Genomic DNA, 16,658 nt, shown 5'->3' with positions numbered 1-16,658 from the left:
CGGGCGAAAAACGGTGATGAATTTTGCAGCGCGCGGAAAACTTGGAAGAAGCTTCGATGAAAATGCAATAATGCGCAAGAAAAGTGTCGAGTAACTTTGGTTTCGTCGTATCTTTCCAAGAAAATCCGCGGCCGTCCGCGCGATACCTTGCGAAACCCTTCCCAACCCGCCGAGGTTCCCATGTCGCTGATCGAAACCCCCTATCTTCTGTTCCTTGGCGATGCGCCCGACCAGCTGGCCGCGAAAGTGGCGCAGGGCATCAAGGATTGGCGCCCGGAATATGCCGTCGGCCAATACCGGATGGAGGGCTGCAACGCCGATCTGGGTCTGCCGGACATGAACCTCGCCACCGCCAAGGCCGCGGGCTGCAAGACGCTGGTGATCGGCGTGGCGAACCGCGGCGGCGTGATTTCGCAGGCCTGGAAGAAAGTGCTGATCATGGCGCTGGAAGAGGGCTTCGATCTGGCCTCGGGCCTGCATAACCTGCTGCGCGAGGAAGACGACCTGGTCGCCGTCGCCAAGGCCTGCGGGCGGCAGCTGCATGATGTGCGCGTGCCGGAGGTCGATTATCCGATCGCCAATGGCGTGAAGCGCAGCGGCAAGCGGATGCTGGCTGTCGGCACCGATTGCTCGGTCGGCAAGATGTATACGGCGCTTTGCATGGAGAAAGAGATGCGGGCGCGCGGGCTGAAGGCCAGCTTCCGCGCCACCGGGCAGACCGGGATCCTGATCACCGGCGATGGCGTGCCGCTCGATGCGGTGATCGCCGATTTCATGGCGGGCGCCGTGGAATGGCTGACGCCGGACAATGACGCCGATCACTGGGATCTGATCGAGGGGCAGGGCAGCCTCTTCCACGTCAGCTATTCGGGCGTGACGATGGCGCTGGTGCATGGCGGGCAACCCGATGCGCTGGTTCTGTGCCATGAGCCCACCCGCGCCCATATGCGTGGCCTGCCGGGCTACAAGCTGCCCGGGCTCGACGCCCTGCGCGATCTGGCGCTGCAGGTGGCGAAGGTTGCGAACCCGGACTGCAAGGTCGTCGGCATCTCGATCAACACGCAGAACATGCCCGAAGCCGAGGCCCGCGCCTATATCGCCGCGGTCGAGGCCGAGATGGGTCTGTCCACCACCGATCCCTTCCGCTTCGGGGCCGAGAAGCTGGTGGACGCGCTCGCCGCGATCTGAGACCGTGCGCCTGTGCCGGGGGCCGAGGCCTCCGGCGGAGGTATTTGAGGCAAGATGAAAGGGCGGAGCATGATTTCCGTAACGGCCGACACGTTCCGGCTGGCCGAGGTGTTCACCATCTCGCGCGGCTCGCGGACCGAGGCGAAGGTGTTGACGGTGCGGATCAGCCGCGGCGGGCAGACCGGCTGGGGTGAATGCGTGCCCTATGCGCGCTACGGCGAAAGTCTGGAAAGTGTCACGGCGCAGATCGAAGGCCTGCCCGAGGGGATCACCCGCGCGGCGCTTTACGATGCCCTGCCGCCCGGGGCGGCGCGGAATGCCGTCGATTGCGCGCTCTGGGATCTGGAGGCGAAAGCCGCGGGCAAGCGGGTCTGGGAGCTGGCCGGGCTGGCCGCGCCCGGGCCGGAAGTCACTTGTTACACGCTGTCCTTGGCCGAGCCCGAGGTGATGCGGGCCGCGGCGGCGAGGAATGCGCATCGGCCGATCCTGAAAATCAAGCTCGGCACCCCCGATGACATGCCGCGGCTTGAGGCCGTGCGGGCGGGGGCGCCGAAATCGGTGATCGTCGTCGATGCGAACGAAGGTTGGACGGCCGAGGTCTATGCCGATCTGGCGCCGCATCTGGTCCGTCTGGGCGTGGCGATGGTCGAGCAACCCCTGCCGGCGATTGCCGACGAGGCCCTCATTGGCATGGCCCGGCCGGTGCCGGTCTGCGCCGATGAAAGCTGCCATGACCGCAAGTCGCTTTCGCATCTGAAGGGCAAATACGATCTTGTGAACATCAAGCTCGACAAGACTGGCGGTCTGACCGAGGCGCTTGCGCTGCGGCAAGCGGCACTGGCCGAAGGTTATGGCGTGATGGTTGGCTGCATGGTCGGATCGTCGCTTGCGATGGCGCCCGCGACCCTTGTGGCGCAGGGTGTGGCCTATGTCGATCTTGACGGGCCGCTGCTTCTGGCCCAAGACCGCGAAAGCCCGCTGCAGTATGCGGACGGAATGGTTTATCCCCCCGAGCCGGGGCTCTGGGGTTGAGGAGGAACGCGCATGAGCCGCATCGTTTACCTGAATGGCGAGTATCTGCCCGAGGAAGAGGCCAAGGTCTCGGTTTTTGACCGTGGTTTCGTGATGGGCGATGCCGTCTACGAAGTGACCTCGGTTCTGGATGGCAAGATCCTGGAATTCGAAGGCCACATGGTCCGTCTGGCCCGCTCGATGGCAGAGCTGGAGATGACCGGCAACCTCGGCCGCGACGAGTGGCTGGAGATTCACCGCCAGCTGGTGGCGCGCAACAATCTCGTGGATGGGATGATCTATCTGCAGGTCAGCCGCGGCAATGCGGGCGATCGCGATTTCCACTATCCGCCCGCGGGCACGCCGCCGACGATCGTGCTTTACACCCAGTCGAAGCCGGGTCTGGCGGACGATCCGAAGGCGAAGACCGGCATCAAGGTGGTCTCGATCCCGGATCTGCGCTGGCATCGCCGCGACATCAAGACGGTGCAGCTGCTCTATCCGTCGATGGCGAAGATGGCCGCCGAAGCCGCGGGCAAGCATGACGCCTGGTTCGTCGAGGACGGGTTCGTGACCGAGGGCTCGTCGAACAACACCTATATCGTCAAGGGCGGCAAGATCATCACCCGGCAGCTGTCGAACGACATCCTGCACGGGATCACCCGCGCCTCGCTGCTGAAATATGCCGCCGAAGCGCAGATGGAGATCGAGGAACGCCCCTTCACCATCGCCGAGGCTCAGGCCGCCGACGAGGCCTTCTTCACCTCGGCCTCGGCCTTCGTGATGCCGGTCGTCGAAGTGGACGGCGTGGCGCTGAATGGCGGCAAGGTCGGTCCGGTGGCGACGCGCCTGCGCGAGATCTATCTGGAAGAAGGGCGCAAGGCGGCGATCTGAGCCCCTTCGCGACGGTAAAATAAAAAGCCCCGGGCCAGCCCTGCCCGGGGCTTTTTCGTCCGTGCAGCCGGTCAGGCCGCTTGCGGACTGCGGAAACGGATGTGCGAGGGGCGCAGGGCGCGGGCCGGAACGCCCTCGAAGATCAGCGCGGGCAGGCCTTCGAGGATCATCCGGGCATCGCGCCCGACCTGTTCGAAGCGCAGATCTTCGGGGCGTGGCAGCGGACCTTCGATTTCCAGCTCGATCACGTCGCCGGGGCGAAACCCGCTGATCCGGGGCAGGTCCTCGGCGACGGTCGTCGCGACGGGGGCGGGGGCGGGGGCCTGAGGCGCGACCGGCGCCGCAGGAACCGGGGTCGGGGGCACGAGCACGGGCTCGGCCAGCATCTGCGCGAGCCGTGCAAGGATCAGATCGTCTTGGTCCTTGGTCGCAGGGGGCGGGGCAGGCGCGGCGGGGGGTGTCATCGGCGCCGCTGTGGCTGCGATGGCGTGATCGGGTGCAACCGGAGGCACGGATTTCGTCGTCGGGATGCGCTGGGAACGCCATTCGGCCCAGACCACCAGAGCCAGCGCGCAAGAAACCGCGATGAAGAGCGCAAGCATCGAAAAACCCCCAGTGTTTCAAGAAAAGCATGCCGAGGGGGCGCGGGTCGGGCAAGGGATTCGCGTCACGATGAAGGCGCGATTGTCAACGCTTTGGTAACCATGCCTCGCCTGCGTGGGCATTGGTTTCGCCCCGGCACCCGATGATGAAAAGGCCCCGCAAAGGCGGGGCCCTTCGGGTCATCTCGCGAGGCCGGATCAGGCGGCCGTCGCGTAATTGACCGTGATCATGTCGAGGGTGACGTCATTCGCCGAAACGCCCTGCAGGATCAGCAGTGTGTCACCATTCACCTGCACCGCGGCCCCGCCGCTCGAGTCGACGATGGTGATCACCGCATCGGCGGGCACCTCGTCGAGCCGCAGCGTGTCGGTTGCGGCGTCGAAATCGGTCACGACCACGTCCTGACTGTAGGTGGTGTCTGCGGTGTCCGGATCCACGAGGACCTGCGTCGCAAATTCATCCGACCCCGCGCCGCCCGTCAGCGTGTCGCTGAAATCCCCAAACAGCGTATCGTTGCCAGCCCCGCCATCGAGACTGTCAGAGGCACGGCCCTGCATCTGCGCGGACAGACCGTCATTGGCGTAAAGCTCGTCATTGCCGTTGCCGCCCAGAAGCGTGTCAAGGCCCGCGGTATCGCGCAGCACGTCGTTGCCATCCTGACCAAGCGCTTCATCCGAGCCGGTGCCGCCGTCGATCGTGTCGTTCTGCGCGCCGCCGTCGAGCGTGTCATCGCCCGCGCCGCCTGCCATCGTGTCGGCGCCATAGCCGCCCGTGACCTGATCGTCACCGCTTCCGGCATCGATCGTGTCGTCGCCCAGACGGGCGCTGATGGAGTCATCGCCCGCGGTGCCCGCCAGATTGTCGTCGGCATCGGTGCCCGCAATGTCCTGACCGAGGCTGTAGCTGGTGCCGTCCGCCCCCAGAAGCGTCAGGTTCGCCTGCAGCTCGGCGATGTCGGCGCCTTCGAACAGTGCCACGGTGTCGCTTCCGACGATCGCGATCACGCCGCCCTCGACGGTGTCGAGCCGGAATTCCATGTCCGCGGTGTAGGTGTCATCGACGATCACGACGGATTCGGTCGCGCCATCATCGGCGCCCGTGGTGTTGCCGTAATCGGTGACGGTCACCGCATCATCGCCCGGGGCCCAGGTGATCTGATAGCTGTCATCGCCCGCGCCGCCGGTGACCCGATCGCCCGAAGCGGCCTCGATCGTGTCATCGCCCGCGCCACCGTCGAGCGTGTCCGCATCGCCGGTGTCGACCCCGGGATTGCCGTCAAGGCTGTCATTGCCCTCGCCACCAGACAGGCTGTCCTGGCCCGCCCCCCCGGCGAGAACGTCATTCCCGGCATCGCCCTCGATCGTATCCGCGCCATCGTCGCCGGAAAGGGAATCATCGCCGTCATCGCCCTGCGCGATGTCATTGCCCTCGCCCGCATAGGCCAAGTCATCGCCCGTGCCGCCCGAGATCGTGTCATCGCCGCCCAGACCCGCGATCCGGTCATCCCCGGCCAAGCCCGTGAAGACCTCGGAAGACGAGGAGCCCTCGAGGTCGTCATCGCCCGCGGTGCCGGTCATCGTCTCGTCGGGGATGATCGGGTTGATGCCGGTGTCGCCGTTCGTGCCGTAAAGCGTCACCGAGGCCGCGATGGCATGCATGTCGCCGCCTTCGAACCAGGCCACGCTCTCGCCATCCAGCAGCAGGTTCACGCCGCCATCGGCCTGTTCGAGATGGAAGTCGGTCGTGTCGGTGATCTCGCTGTCGGTCTCGATGGTGAAGGTCTCGCCCGCGGCCGGGTCGAAGTCGCTCAGCGTCAGGGCTGTGCTGCCGCTTGTCCATTGCGCCAGAAAGGTGTCGGTGCCGGTGTCCCCCACCAGCGTATCGCCACTGTCGCCAAGCAACATGTCGTCGTTGCCGCCGCCATTCAGAAGGTCCGCATCGCCGCCATCGGCATCGAGCGCCGCCAGGTGATCGTAACCATAGCCGCCGTAAAGTTCGTTCGCGCCTTCGGAATCGATCAGGACATCGGCGCCAAGGTTGCCGCGCAACGTGTCGTCGCCCGCGCCGCCATCCACGCTGTCATTGGAAAAGCCCGCATCGATGTAATTGTCGCCGTCGGTTCCGGTGATCGTATCGGCGCCGTCGGTGCCGCGCATCGCGTCGCCGTGATCCTCTGACCCGCCGTCATTGGTGTTGGAGGCATGGATCGCAAGTCCCACAAGAAGGGCCGGGAAAAGCGACATCAAAATGAGACCTTCCATAGTTCACTCCTGAAAATTTATTGGAAAAAAGTAACATTGCCCTCAACTTTGGGCAATGAAGGGCTAAACCTGCGATAGAATTGCGGGCGTAGACGGAAACAATGCCGCAGTCAGGCGGTCGTTGTTTCGCAAACTCTCAGGGAGTCGCGCAGTGTCGGGGCAAGCACCGTGGCCCAATGCGCCTGTCCCGATTCGTGCGCGATCAGGTCGTTGCGCAGCTCGACCAGCACGTTCTGCCGCCCGGTGTCGAGCGCGTGGCGATCGACGCTGTCGCCGCGCAGATGGCCCGAATAGGGCTCGTTGTCGCCCACGCAAAGCCCGGCTGCGCGCAGCCCCGTGATCAGCGGCAGGGCCAGCCGACCGTCCAGATGCGAATGCAGAACGCCCACCTGCCAGGGCCGCGGGCTGCGTCCGCGCAGGCAGGGGGTGAAGGAATGGATCGCGCAGATCACCGTATCCGTCCGCCGGGCTGCCAGCCGGGCCAGCGCGTCGTGATAGGGGCGGTGCAGCCGGGCCAGACGCTCCTCGATCGCTGGGGCCGAGATGTGGCGGTTGGCGGGAATGATCGTGCCGTCATAAAGCTGCATCACCAGCGTCGGGTCGTCCTCGCCGCGGTTGGGGTCGATGACGAGCCGCGAGAAATCCGACCAGATCAGCGGGCTGTCGAGCGCCTCGGCCAGATGCCGCGCGACCTCGAGCGCACCGATGTCATAGGCGATGTGACGCGCCATATCCTCGGGGGCGATGCCCAGATCGCCGCCGCCCACCCAGTCGGGCACCCGGTTCGTGGCGTGATCGACGGTGATCAGCCAGCGGCCGGGGCGGTCTTCGCCAAGGATGTGGAAGGCGTGATCAGTCATGCTTTCTTTGCCTTTGTCGCTCACAACAGATTTACGTCACTCGGAGCCGGTGTTCCAGTTGCCCTGCGCGACAATTTGCGCCATAGCTGGGATCGGCCCACGAAATGACAGCAACACCAACGCCCGAGGACGCATGAGACGCCTTCGCAACGTCAAGATCGTGGCTACGCTTGGCCCCGCATCTTCCGACTACAAGACCATCCGCGCTTTGTTCGAGGCAGGCGCCGACGTGTTCCGCCTGAACATGAGCCACGGCACCCATGCCGAGCACAAGGTCCGCTACGACATCATCCGCCAGATCGAGGCCGACACCGGCCGTCCGGTCGCGGTGCTGGCCGACCTGCAAGGCCCGAAACTGCGCGTCGGCACCTTTGCCTTCGGCGCCGCCGATCTGGAGGAGGGTGAACCCTTCCGCTTCGATCTCGACCCGACCGAGGGCGACGGCCACCGGGTCTGCCTGCCGCACCCGGAAATTTTCGCCGCGCTCGAAGTCGGCGCCCGGCTGCTGGTGAACGACGGCAAGATCCGCCTGCGCGTCACCGCCTGCGGCCCGGACTTCGCCGATTGCGTCGTGACCGTCGGCGGCACGATCTCCAACCGCAAGGGCGTGAACGTGCCCGATGTGGTGCTGCCGCTCGCGGCGCTGTCCGACAAGGACCGCGCCGATCTGGAATTCGCCTGCGAACTCGGGGCCGACTGGCTCGCGCTCAGCTTCGTGCAGCGCGCCGAGGATGTGATCGAGGCGAAGACCCTCGCCCGCGGTCGCGCGCAGGTGCTTTCGAAGATCGAGAAACCCTCGGCCGAACGCGCGTTCGACGAGATCCTCAAGGTCTCGGACGGGATCATGGTCGCCCGCGGCGATCTGGGGGTGGAACTCCCGGTCGAATCCGTGCCGCCGATCCAGAAGCGGCTGGTGCGCAAATGCCGGGCCGCCGCCAAGCCGGTGATCGTGGCGACGCAGATGCTTGAAAGCATGATCGAAAGCCCGATGCCGACGCGCGCCGAAATCTCGGACGTGGCGACGGCGATCTACGAGGGCGCCGATGCGATCATGCTCTCGGCCGAATCCGCCGCCGGGCGCTATCCGGTCGAGGCGGTGCAGACGATGAACAACGTCGCCCGCTCGGTCGAAAGCGATCCGACCTATCGCGACATCATCGAGGCTTCGCGCAGCGCCAAACGTCAGACCGTCGCCGACGGCATCGTCGCCGCCGCGCGCGAGATCGCGGAAACCACCGATGTCTCGGCGATCTGCTGCTATTCGCAATCGGGCAAGACCGTCGCTCTGGTCTGCCGCGAACGGCCCCGCGTTCCGGTGATCGCGCTGTCGCCGATCACCCAGACCCTGCGCAAGCTCTGTCTGAACTGGGGCGTCCATGCCGTCCGCTGCGAGGAAGTGAGCCGCTTCAAGGAGGCCGTGGTGAACGCCGCCCGCGCCGCCCGCGATTACGGTTTCGCCGATGAAAGCCATCAGATCATCGTCATCGCCGGGGTGCCCTTCAACGTGCAGGGGACGACGAACATCCTGCGCGTGGCGCCCTGCGACGAAAGATTGATCTATCGCACCGACCCGGAGTAACCTTCCCGGCATACAGGGCCGGAGGGTGCCATGCTCGACAGCGATCTGTTCCTCGTGCTTGGTATCCTCGTTTCGGCCTTTGCGATTCCGGGTGTGCTCTCGGCCTTTGCCGACAGCCGCCCGCCGCGCGCCGCGACAATGGCGGTGCTGGTGGGGGGCGGTCTGATCCTTCTGGCCATGTATACGAAACCGGGCGGTTACACGCCCGGCCAGATCCCCGAGGTCTTCGCCCGCATCATCGCGCGATTCCTCAACCGATAGGCCTGTTTTCGCTTGCCATTCCCGGCCTGCGCGTCTATCTGCCCGCATCTATCCCGCACGGCCGGCCAACAGTGGCATGCCGAGTCGTGCGTTCACTCTCGAAAAGGAGATGAAAATGCCCAAGATGAAGACCAAATCCGCTGCGAAAAAGCGGTTCAAATTCACGGCGACCGGCAAGGTCATCGCGGGTCCGGCCGGCAAGCGCCACGGCATGATCAAGCGCACGACCAAGTTCATCCGCGACAGCGCGGGCACGATGATCCTGTCCGATGCGGACGCGAAGATCGTCAAAAAATACATGCCCTACAACCGCTGATCTGGAGGCCTGAACAATGTCCCGCGTCAAATCCGGCAAGGTCACTCACGCCTCGCACAAGAAAGTCCTGAAGAAGGCGAAAGGCTACTACTCGGCCCGTTCGCGCAACTTCCGCACCGCCACCCAGGCTGTCGACAAGGCGATGCAATACGCCACGCGCGACCGCCAGCAGCGCAAGCGCAACTTCCGCGCGCTGTGGATCCAGCGTATCAACGCCGCCGTCCGCGCCGTCGATCTGGAAATGACCTACTCGCGCTTCATCAACGGTCTGGCTCTGGCCGGGATCGAAGTGGACCGCAAGGTTCTGGCCGATCTCGCCATCCACGAACCCGAAGCCTTTGCGGCGATCGTCGCTCAGGCCAAGGCCGCCGTGGCTGCGTAATTTCCCCCAACCGGGAAACAAAACCCCCGCGCGGCAGCCGCCGTCGCGGGGGTTTTTCGTTCCCGCGCTTGAAATCGTTTCGGGGGGCGGCTAGCAAGACGCACCCACTTGCAGGAGAGACCGGATGACCACGCTTGATGTGCTCAAGGCGAAATATCTCGAAGGCATCGCGCAAGCCGCGGATGAGGCGAGCCTTGAGGAGATCCGTCTGGCCGCCCTTGGCAAGAAGGGCGAGATTTCGCTGAAGATGCGCGAACTCGGTCAGATGACGCCCGAGGAACGCACCACCACTGGCGCCGCGCTGAACCGTCTGAAGGACGAGATCGACGCCGCCCTGCGTGCCAAGAAAGAGGCTCTGGCCGATGCCGCCCTTGATGCGCGTCTGCGCTCGGAATGGCTCGATGTGACGCTGCCCGGCCGTCCGCGCCGTCAGGGCACGATCCACCCGGTTTCTCAGGTGATGGACGAAGTCACCGCGATCTTCGCCGACATGGGCTTTGCCGTGGCCGAGGGGCCGCAGGTCGAATCCGACTGGTACAACTTCGACGCGCTCAACATCGCGCCCGAACACCCCGCGCGGCAAGAACACGACACCTTCTTCATGGCCCGCGACGCCGCCGACCCGCGCCCGCCGCATGTGCTGCGCACCCATACCTCGCCGGTGCAGATCCGCGCCATGCAGGCCAAGGGCGCGCCCATTCGCGTGATCGCGCCGGGCCGCGTCTACCGCATGGACATGGACCAGACCCACGCGCCGATGTTCCATCAGGTCGAGGGCCTCGCCATTGGCCGCGACATTTCGATGGCGAACCTGAAATGGGTGCTGGAGGAATTCTGCAAGACCTTCTTCGAGGTGCCCTCGGTCGAATTGCGCTTCCGCGCCAGCCACTTCCCCTTCACCGAACCCTCGGCCGAGGTGGATATCCGCTGTTCCTGGGAAGGCGGCCAGCTGAAGATCGGCGAGGGCAATTCCTGGCTGGAAATCCTCGGCTCGGGCATGGTGCATCCGAAGGTTCTGGCGGCGGGCGGCATCGATCCGAACGAATATCAGGGCTTTGCCTTCGGCGTCGGCATCGACCGGATCGCGATGCTGAAATACGGCATCCCGGATCTGCGCGCGTTCTTTGAAAGCGACCTGCGCTGGCTGAAGCACTACGGCTTTGCCGCGCTGGACCTGCCGACGGTGTTCGGGGGGTTGAGTAAGTGAAGAAGCGGAATCCTCTAAATAAAGGTCACGCTGTCCCGATTTTTATCGATAGGTTCGGAACGGAGATCAAAAAGCTGAAGGTTCGAATTGAAGAAACTCGAAACTTGCAGCATCGGGGCGGAAAAGGAGATGAGCGTGAGGACAGCATCGCCAACTTGATCGGCGGGCTATTGCCTAATGTCTATAAGGCTATAAAAGGAGAAGTCGTAGATCTCGGTAAGAGAACTAGCCCCCAACTCGACGTTATGATTTATGACTCGTCTCGTAACTTCCCGTTTTATTCAGGAGCAACGGCAGTACTACCCGCCGAAGCTTTGCTCGCCTCTATAGAAGTCAAGTCACTCCTGAACGATGAGGAGATAAAGAAGTCTCAAATCGCAGCGGCGAAGTTGCGCTCTTTGCGTCCATTCAAAAAGCAGCAAGCTAAGAGTGGAATGGTGGGTATCGATGGGGACGCGCGCTATTTTCACACTCTCTTCGCATACGATGTCGCATGGGGTGATAATTGGCCCGCTACCGTCTGCGATAAGATAGCTGAGCATAGTGTCGGCGACTATGAGGGCGTCGAGATGGTTTACGTTCTTGGCAAAGGATTGGTTCATCCATCGCGTAGAAGATTTCTGCCCGAGCGTGACGAAACAGCCCAAGCTCTTACTGCTTACTGGGTTTCAACTTTCAATTTTGTTGCGCGCGAAAATCCTCGGCGGGGCGCTGTTCCGTATTTTAGCTATGCCGCCGACCTTGGAAAAATGTGGAAAAAGGTGTGACCAAATGAAATTCACCCTCTCCTGGCTGAAAGACCATCTCGAAACCGAGGCCTCGGTCACCGAGATCGCCGATGCGCTCACCGACCTTGGCCTTGAGGTCGAGGAGGTGGTGAACCCGGGCGCGAAACTCGCCCCCTTCACCATCGCCAAGGTGCTGCACGCCGAAAAGCACCCCGATGCCGACAAGCTGCGGGTCTGCCGTGTGCTGACCGACGAGGGCGAAAAGGTCATCGTCTGCGGCGCGCCGAATGCGCGGGCGGGGATCACCGTCGTGCTGGCGAAACCGGGCGATTACGTGCCGGGCATCGACACCACTTTGGGCATCGGCAAGATCCGCGGCGTCGAAAGCCACGGCATGATGTGCTCGGAACGGGAACTCGAACTGTCCGACGAGCATAACGGCATCATCGAGCTGCCCGAGGACAGCCTGAATTCCGAGGTCGGCTGCAAGTTCATCGACTGGCTGGCGGAAAACCGCCCCGAGGCGGTCGATCCGATGATCCACATCAAGATCACCCCGAACCGCCCCGATGCGCTGGGCGTGCGCGGCGTCGCCCGCGATCTGGCGGCGCGCGGTCTTGGGCGGCTCAAGCCGCTCGAAATCGAGGCCGTGCCGGGCGGGTTCGAAAGCCCGATCAAGGTGGAAATCGACCCGGGCCTCAAGGAAAAGGGCTGCCCGCTTTTTGCAGGCCGTCTGATCCGCGGCGTGAAAAACGGGCCTAGCCCCGACTGGCTGCAATCGCGGCTGCGGGCGATCGGGCTGCGCCCGATCTCGGCGCTGGTCGATATCACCAACTTCTTCACCTATGACCTGAACCGCCCGCTGCACGTGTTCGACGCGGCGAAGGTGGCGGGGAACCTGCGGATAGTCCCTGCCAAGGGCGGCGAGGAGCTGCTGGCGCTCGATGGCAAGACCTACACCCTGCGCCCCGGTCAGATGGTGATTTGCGACGACAAGGAACCGGAAAGCCTTGCCGGGATCATGGGCGGCGAGCTTTCGGGCTGCACCGAGGAGACCACCGATGTCTTCCTTGAAAGCGCCTATTGGGACCCGATCACCATTGCCACGACCGGCCGCGCGCTGAAGATCAACTCGGACGCGCGCTATCGGTTCGAGCGCGGCGTGGACCCGGAATTCACCCTGCCGGGGCTGGAACTGGCGACGCAAATGGTGCTCGACCTGTGCGGCGGCGAGGCCTCAAGCGTGGTGATGGACGGCGCCGTGCCGAACACCAAGCGCGCCTACAAGCTCGACCCGGCCCGCGTCATCAGCCTTGTCGGCATGGACATTCCCGAGGCGACGCAGCGCGCGACGCTGACGGCGCTTGGCTTCACCTTTGAAGGCGACATGGCCACCGCGCCCTCGTGGCGGCCCGATGTGTTGGGCGAGGCGGATCTGGTCGAGGAAGTGGCGCGGATTGCGTCCCTCACGAAGCTGGTGGGCCGTCCGATGGCGCGCGAAACCACCGGCGTTCCCGGTCCGGTGCTGACGCCGATCCAGACCCGCGAACGCACCGCGCGGCGCACGATTGCGGCCTTGGGCTACAATGAATGCGTGACCTACAGCTTCATCGACGCGAAATCGGCGGTGCTGTTCGGCGGTGGCGCGGATGCGACGCGGATTGAAAACCCGATCTCGTCCGAGATGACCCACCTGCGCCCGGACCTGCTGCCGGGTCTCTTGCAGGCGGCGGCGCGCAACCAGTCGCGCGGCTTTGCCGATCTGGCGCTCTTCGAGGTGGGCCCCGCCTTCAGCGGTGGCGAACCGGGCGATCAGGCGTTGCAGGCGGCGGGGCTTCTGGTGGGCGCTTCGGCGCCGCGTGACCCCTGGGCCTCGCGCCGTCCGGTCGATCTTTACGACGCCAAGGCCGATGTCGAGGCGGTGCTGGCCGCGATCGGCGCGCCCGCGCGGGTGCAGGTCAACCGCAAGGTGGCGGGCTGGTTCCATCCGGGCCGCGCGGGCACCATCGCGCTTGGGCCGAATGCGCTGGCGAGCTTTGGCGAGGTGCATCCGAAAGTGCTGCGCGAAATGGGCGTGAAAGGGCCGGCGGTCGCCTTCACCGTCTGGATCGAGGCAGTGCCCTTCCCGAAAGCGAAAACGCCGACCCGGCCCGCGCTGGCGCTCTCGGATCTGCACGCGGTCGAGCGCGATTTCGCCTTCGTCGTCGATGCGGGTGTCGAGGCGCTGACCGCGGTGAACGCGGCTTACGGGGCCGACAAGGTGCTCATTGATCAGGTCTCGGTCTTCGACCAGTTCACCGGCGCCAAGGCCGAGGAACAGATGGGCGCGGGCAAGAAGTCGATCGCGCTGTCGGTCCGGCTGCAGCCGCGCGACAAGACCCTGACCGATGCCGAGATCGAAGCGGTCTCGGCCAAGGTCGTGGAAAAGGTCACCAAGGCTACCGGCGGTGTGCAGCGGAAGTGACGGCAGGTCACGCTTTGTCGCACTGAAAAACCGGTTAGGCTCTCTCGGAAACGGGGGAGCCTGATGCATTTCGACTATGTCATTCTGGGCGGCGGCTCGGCCGGATCGGTGCTGGCGGCGCGGCTGAGCGAAGATCCGGGCACGCGCGTCTGTCTGGTCGAGGCGGGTGATGCGGCAAAGGATATTCTGGTGCGCGCGCCCGCCCTGGTCGCTGCGCTGGTGCCCGGCTATCTTTACGCCCACAACTGGGCGCTGCATACGGTGCCGCAGCCCGGTCTGAACGGGCGCCGGGGGTTTCAACCGCGGGGCAGGGGGCTCGGGGGCTCGTCCGCGATCAATGCGATGCTTTATGTGCGCGGCCACCCGTCGGACTATGACGCTTGGGCCGCCGAGGGCGCCACGGGCTGGGACTGGGCAGCCTGTCAGCCGTGGTTCCTGAAATCCGAGCGCAACATCCGCGGCGCCTCGGCGCATCACGGGGCCGAGGGCCCGTTGCAGGTGGGCGATCAGCGCCGCCCGCGCCCGATCACCCGGGCTTTCGTGCGGGCCTGCGAGGCCGTGCACTGCCCGGAAACCGACGATTTCAACGGCGAGAGGCAGGAAGGCGCGGCCCCCTTTCAGGTCACGCAATTCTGGGATGGCTTGAGGAAGGGCGAGCGCTGCTCGGCCGCGGCGGCCTATCTGCATCCGGTGCTGGACCGGCCGAACCTGACGGTGCTGACCGGGGCGCGGGCGGAGAAGGTGCTGATCGTCGAAGGTCGGGCGACCGGGGCGCTGGTGCGGCAGGGCCGCAGGCGGCTGCGGCTCGAGGCGGCGCGGGAGGTGATCGTCTCCGCCGGGGCCTTTGGCTCGCCGCAGCTTCTGATGCTGTCGGGAGTGGGCCCGGGCGCGCATCTGCGCGAGATGGGTATTGAGGTGGTGCAGGATCTGCCCGGGGTTGGCGCCAATCTGCAAGATCATCTCGATTACACGATTTCTCACTTTTCGCCGCGCCGCGATGTGGTGGGGCTGAACCCGCGCGGGCTGATGCGGCTGATGAAGGCGGCGGGCGGCTGGATGCGGCATGGCGAGGGGCTTTTCGCTTCGCCCATGGCCGAGGGGGGGGCGTTCCTGCGTTCGTCGCCCGAGGTCACGGTGCCCGATCTGCAGATCCATTTCGTTGTCGGCATCGTCGATCAGCACATGCGCAAGCTGCATACCTCGGACGGCTGGTCGGCGCATGTCTGCGTGCTGCGGCCCCATGCGCGCGGCACGGTGCGGCTTGCCTCGAAGAACCCGCGCCGCGCGCCGCTCATCGATCCGGGGTTTCTCGCCGATCCGCGCGACGCGGCGCTGATGCTGCGGGCGGGGCGGATGCTGGAGCAGATCGTGGGCGCCGAGGCTCTGGCGCCTTGGCGGGGCGCGCGGCTTTATCCGCACGACGGCTCGGACGCCGGGCTGATGGCCGACATCCGGGCGCGCGCCGACACGATCTATCACCCGGTCGGCACCTGCAAGATGGGCAGCGATGCGATGGCGGTGGTCGATCCAGAATTGCGGGTGCGGGGGATTGCCGGGCTGCGGGTCGTTGATGCCTCGGTCATGCCGCGCCTGATCGGGGGCAATACCAATGCGCCGACGATCATGATCGCCGAACGCGCTGCTGCGATGATCCGGGGGCGATGATCCGGGGCCGCTAGCGGCGCCGTTTCACCACCGGGACGCGGGTCGCCACATAGTCGATCGAGGGGTTCGGCGGCAGCCCGCCATGCGCGCGCCAGAACTGCGGTCCGCCCCGGCGCAGGAAAGCGGGCATCACCAGCACCAGCCCGGCGAGGAAGCCGCCCGCATGGGCCCAGTACGCGACGCCATCGGCCGAGCCGCCAAGCGAATTCATCAGCTGGATCGCGAACCAGAAGCCAAGCACGATCCAGGCGCGGATGGTGAAGATCTTGTAGAGGATGACGAAGATGAACAGGATATCGACGCGGGCCTTTGGGAAGAGCAGCAGATAGCCTCCCATCACCGCGGCAATCGCGCCGGAAGCGCCGACCATCGGCGCGTCGCTGTAGGGGGCGCCCGCAATCTGCGCCGCCGCCGCCGCCAGCCCGCCGAGCAGATAGAAGATCAGAAAGCCGAGATGGCCCAGCTGGTCCTCGAGATTGTCGCCAAAGACCCAGAGGAACAGCATGTTGCCCGCGATGTGCATGATCCCCGCATGCAGGAACATGTAGGTGAAGAGCCCGTGCAGAGAGGCGCCATGGCTGATCGCATCGGGGTAAAGCGCGCCCCATTGCCAAAGCCCGATCATCCGCCCGCCCCATTCGGCCGTCAGCACGTAGATGAGCACGTTCAGCACGATCAGGCCGCGCACCACCCAGGGGGTGCGGGTCGACGGGTTATGATCGCGGATCGGGAACATGGGATCAGCCTTCCCGAAGACGGGTTTTGCGTCAAGCCTCAGCGGCTGGCGCGCAGCACCACCTTGCCAGTTGCATCGCTGAATTCAAGCACCTTGCCCGCCAGCCGCAGGTTCTTCACCGTGCCGACGGTGGAATGGAAGGCCTGCTCGACCTGCATCTGCGCGGGCGGGCACATCATCCGCGTTCCGGCCAGCGCGCCCACATGCAGGAAGCCTTCCTGCACCTCGACGCGCCCCGAATAGCGGTTGCAGCCGGAGGAGCCCGCGATCATCCCGGTCTCGGGCGAGAGCAGGGTGACGCTGACGCCTTCGGGCACGGGGGCGCCCGCGATGTCGCTGACCACCCATTCGACATCCTTGCCCATCAGGCTGAGCGGGTCGATCGGGGCCTTCGGGGCGTCTTCCTTGCAGGCGGCAAGGGCGACGAGGGCAAGGGCAAGAACGGCGACACGCATGAGACCTCCGGGGTTTTCACCAGAGTGACCCCGCGGGCGCGGGGCCGC

Annotated in this window: 16 protein-coding genes; 11 read left to right on the top strand and 5 right to left on the bottom strand. The window is 65.1% G+C overall.

The features are described from left to right. The first annotated feature begins 186 nt into the window (after positions 1-186). The 3 genes from dgcN to C8J30_RS12075 all read left to right on the top strand — a co-directional run bounded on the left by dgcN (position 187) and on the right by C8J30_RS12075 (position 3,093). Positions 187-1,188, top strand: coding sequence for an N-acetyltransferase DgcN (dgcN, locus tag C8J30_RS12085; RefSeq protein WP_110806207.1), 1,002 nt, complete (start codon positions 187-189; stop codon positions 1,186-1,188). A 69-nt stretch (positions 1,189-1,257) separates the two neighbouring features. Then, positions 1,258-2,220 (top strand): N-acetyl-D-Glu racemase DgcA, encoded by a 963-nt coding sequence (dgcA, locus tag C8J30_RS12080; RefSeq protein ID WP_110806106.1) that lies wholly within the window; start codon positions 1,258-1,260, stop codon positions 2,218-2,220. 12 nt (positions 2,221-2,232) lie between these two features. Further along, positions 2,233-3,093 (top strand): D-amino-acid transaminase, encoded by an 861-nt coding sequence (locus tag C8J30_RS12075; RefSeq protein ID WP_110806105.1) that lies wholly within the window; start codon positions 2,233-2,235, stop codon positions 3,091-3,093. Between the two features lie 71 nt (positions 3,094-3,164). On the opposite strand, the gene C8J30_RS18875 is transcribed toward C8J30_RS12075, so the two are convergent. The 3 genes from C8J30_RS18875 to C8J30_RS12060 all read right to left on the bottom strand — a co-directional run bounded on the left by C8J30_RS18875 (position 3,165) and on the right by C8J30_RS12060 (position 6,817). Next, the gene (locus tag C8J30_RS18875) at positions 3,165-3,695 is read right to left on the bottom strand and encodes a hypothetical protein (RefSeq protein ID WP_110806104.1); all 531 of its coding nucleotides are present in this window, start codon (positions 3,693-3,695) and stop codon (positions 3,165-3,167) included. Positions 3,696-3,893: 198 nt separating this feature from the next. Then, a complete protein-coding gene (locus tag C8J30_RS12065; RefSeq protein WP_110806103.1) occupies positions 3,894-5,957 on the bottom strand; it encodes a calcium-binding protein in 2,064 nt (687 codons plus the stop codon). A 110-nt stretch (positions 5,958-6,067) separates the two neighbouring features. Beyond that, the gene (locus C8J30_RS12060; RefSeq protein WP_110806206.1) at positions 6,068-6,817 is read right to left on the bottom strand and encodes an N-formylglutamate amidohydrolase; all 750 of its coding nucleotides are present in this window, start codon (positions 6,815-6,817) and stop codon (positions 6,068-6,070) included. A gap of 133 nt (positions 6,818-6,950) precedes the next feature. Here C8J30_RS12060 and pyk point away from each other — a divergent pair, with 133 nt between their 5' ends. The 8 genes from pyk (at position 6,951) to C8J30_RS12020 (ending at position 15,419) form a co-directional block, all read left to right on the top strand. Next, positions 6,951-8,396 (top strand): pyruvate kinase, encoded by a 1,446-nt coding sequence (pyk, locus tag C8J30_RS12055; RefSeq protein WP_110806102.1) that lies wholly within the window; start codon positions 6,951-6,953, stop codon positions 8,394-8,396. 30 nt (positions 8,397-8,426) lie between these two features. Next, on the top strand, positions 8,427-8,657 hold the full coding sequence (locus C8J30_RS12050) for a hypothetical protein (protein WP_110806101.1): 231 nt from the start codon (positions 8,427-8,429) through the stop codon (positions 8,655-8,657). Positions 8,658-8,772: 115 nt separating this feature from the next. Continuing rightward, the gene (rpmI, locus tag C8J30_RS12045; protein ID WP_097068479.1) at positions 8,773-8,973 is read left to right on the top strand and encodes a 50S ribosomal protein L35; all 201 of its coding nucleotides are present in this window, start codon (positions 8,773-8,775) and stop codon (positions 8,971-8,973) included. A 16-nt stretch (positions 8,974-8,989) separates the two neighbouring features. Then, positions 8,990-9,355, top strand: coding sequence for a 50S ribosomal protein L20 (rplT, locus tag C8J30_RS12040; RefSeq protein WP_110806100.1), 366 nt, complete (start codon positions 8,990-8,992; stop codon positions 9,353-9,355). Between the two features lie 124 nt (positions 9,356-9,479). Continuing rightward, the gene (gene pheS, locus C8J30_RS12035; protein ID WP_110806099.1) at positions 9,480-10,562 is read left to right on the top strand and encodes a phenylalanine--tRNA ligase subunit alpha; all 1,083 of its coding nucleotides are present in this window, start codon (positions 9,480-9,482) and stop codon (positions 10,560-10,562) included. Continuing rightward, a complete protein-coding gene (locus C8J30_RS18335) occupies positions 10,559-11,329 on the top strand; it encodes a DUF6602 domain-containing protein (protein ID WP_146227904.1) in 771 nt (256 codons plus the stop codon). Before pheS ends, C8J30_RS18335 begins: the two co-directional genes overlap by 4 nt. A gap of 4 nt (positions 11,330-11,333) precedes the next feature. Next, a complete protein-coding gene (gene pheT / locus C8J30_RS12025; protein WP_110806097.1) occupies positions 11,334-13,754 on the top strand; it encodes a phenylalanine--tRNA ligase subunit beta in 2,421 nt (806 codons plus the stop codon). 63 nt (positions 13,755-13,817) lie between these two features. After that, complete coding sequence (locus C8J30_RS12020; RefSeq protein WP_110806096.1) at positions 13,818-15,419, top strand: GMC family oxidoreductase; 1,602 nt, start codon at positions 13,818-13,820, stop codon at positions 15,417-15,419. Between the two features lie 10 nt (positions 15,420-15,429). On the opposite strand, the gene C8J30_RS12015 is transcribed toward C8J30_RS12020, so the two are convergent. Further along, positions 15,430-16,155 carry a rhomboid family intramembrane serine protease gene (locus tag C8J30_RS12015; protein WP_110806095.1) on the bottom strand — a complete coding sequence of 242 codons (726 nt, stop codon included), beginning with the start codon at positions 16,153-16,155 and terminating at the stop codon, positions 15,430-15,432. Between the two features lie 38 nt (positions 16,156-16,193). Then, positions 16,194-16,610 carry an META domain-containing protein gene (locus tag C8J30_RS12010; RefSeq protein WP_110806094.1) on the bottom strand — a complete coding sequence of 139 codons (417 nt, stop codon included), beginning with the start codon at positions 16,608-16,610 and terminating at the stop codon, positions 16,194-16,196. Between the last annotated feature and the right edge of the window lie 48 nt (positions 16,611-16,658).

This window comes from Rhodobacter viridis (genome assembly GCF_003217355.1).
Lineage (GTDB): Bacteria > Pseudomonadota > Alphaproteobacteria > Rhodobacterales > Rhodobacteraceae > Rhodobacter > Rhodobacter viridis.
The sequence above is the reverse complement of the archived record's forward strand: the minus strand, read 5'-3'. Positions and strand labels throughout refer to the sequence as shown.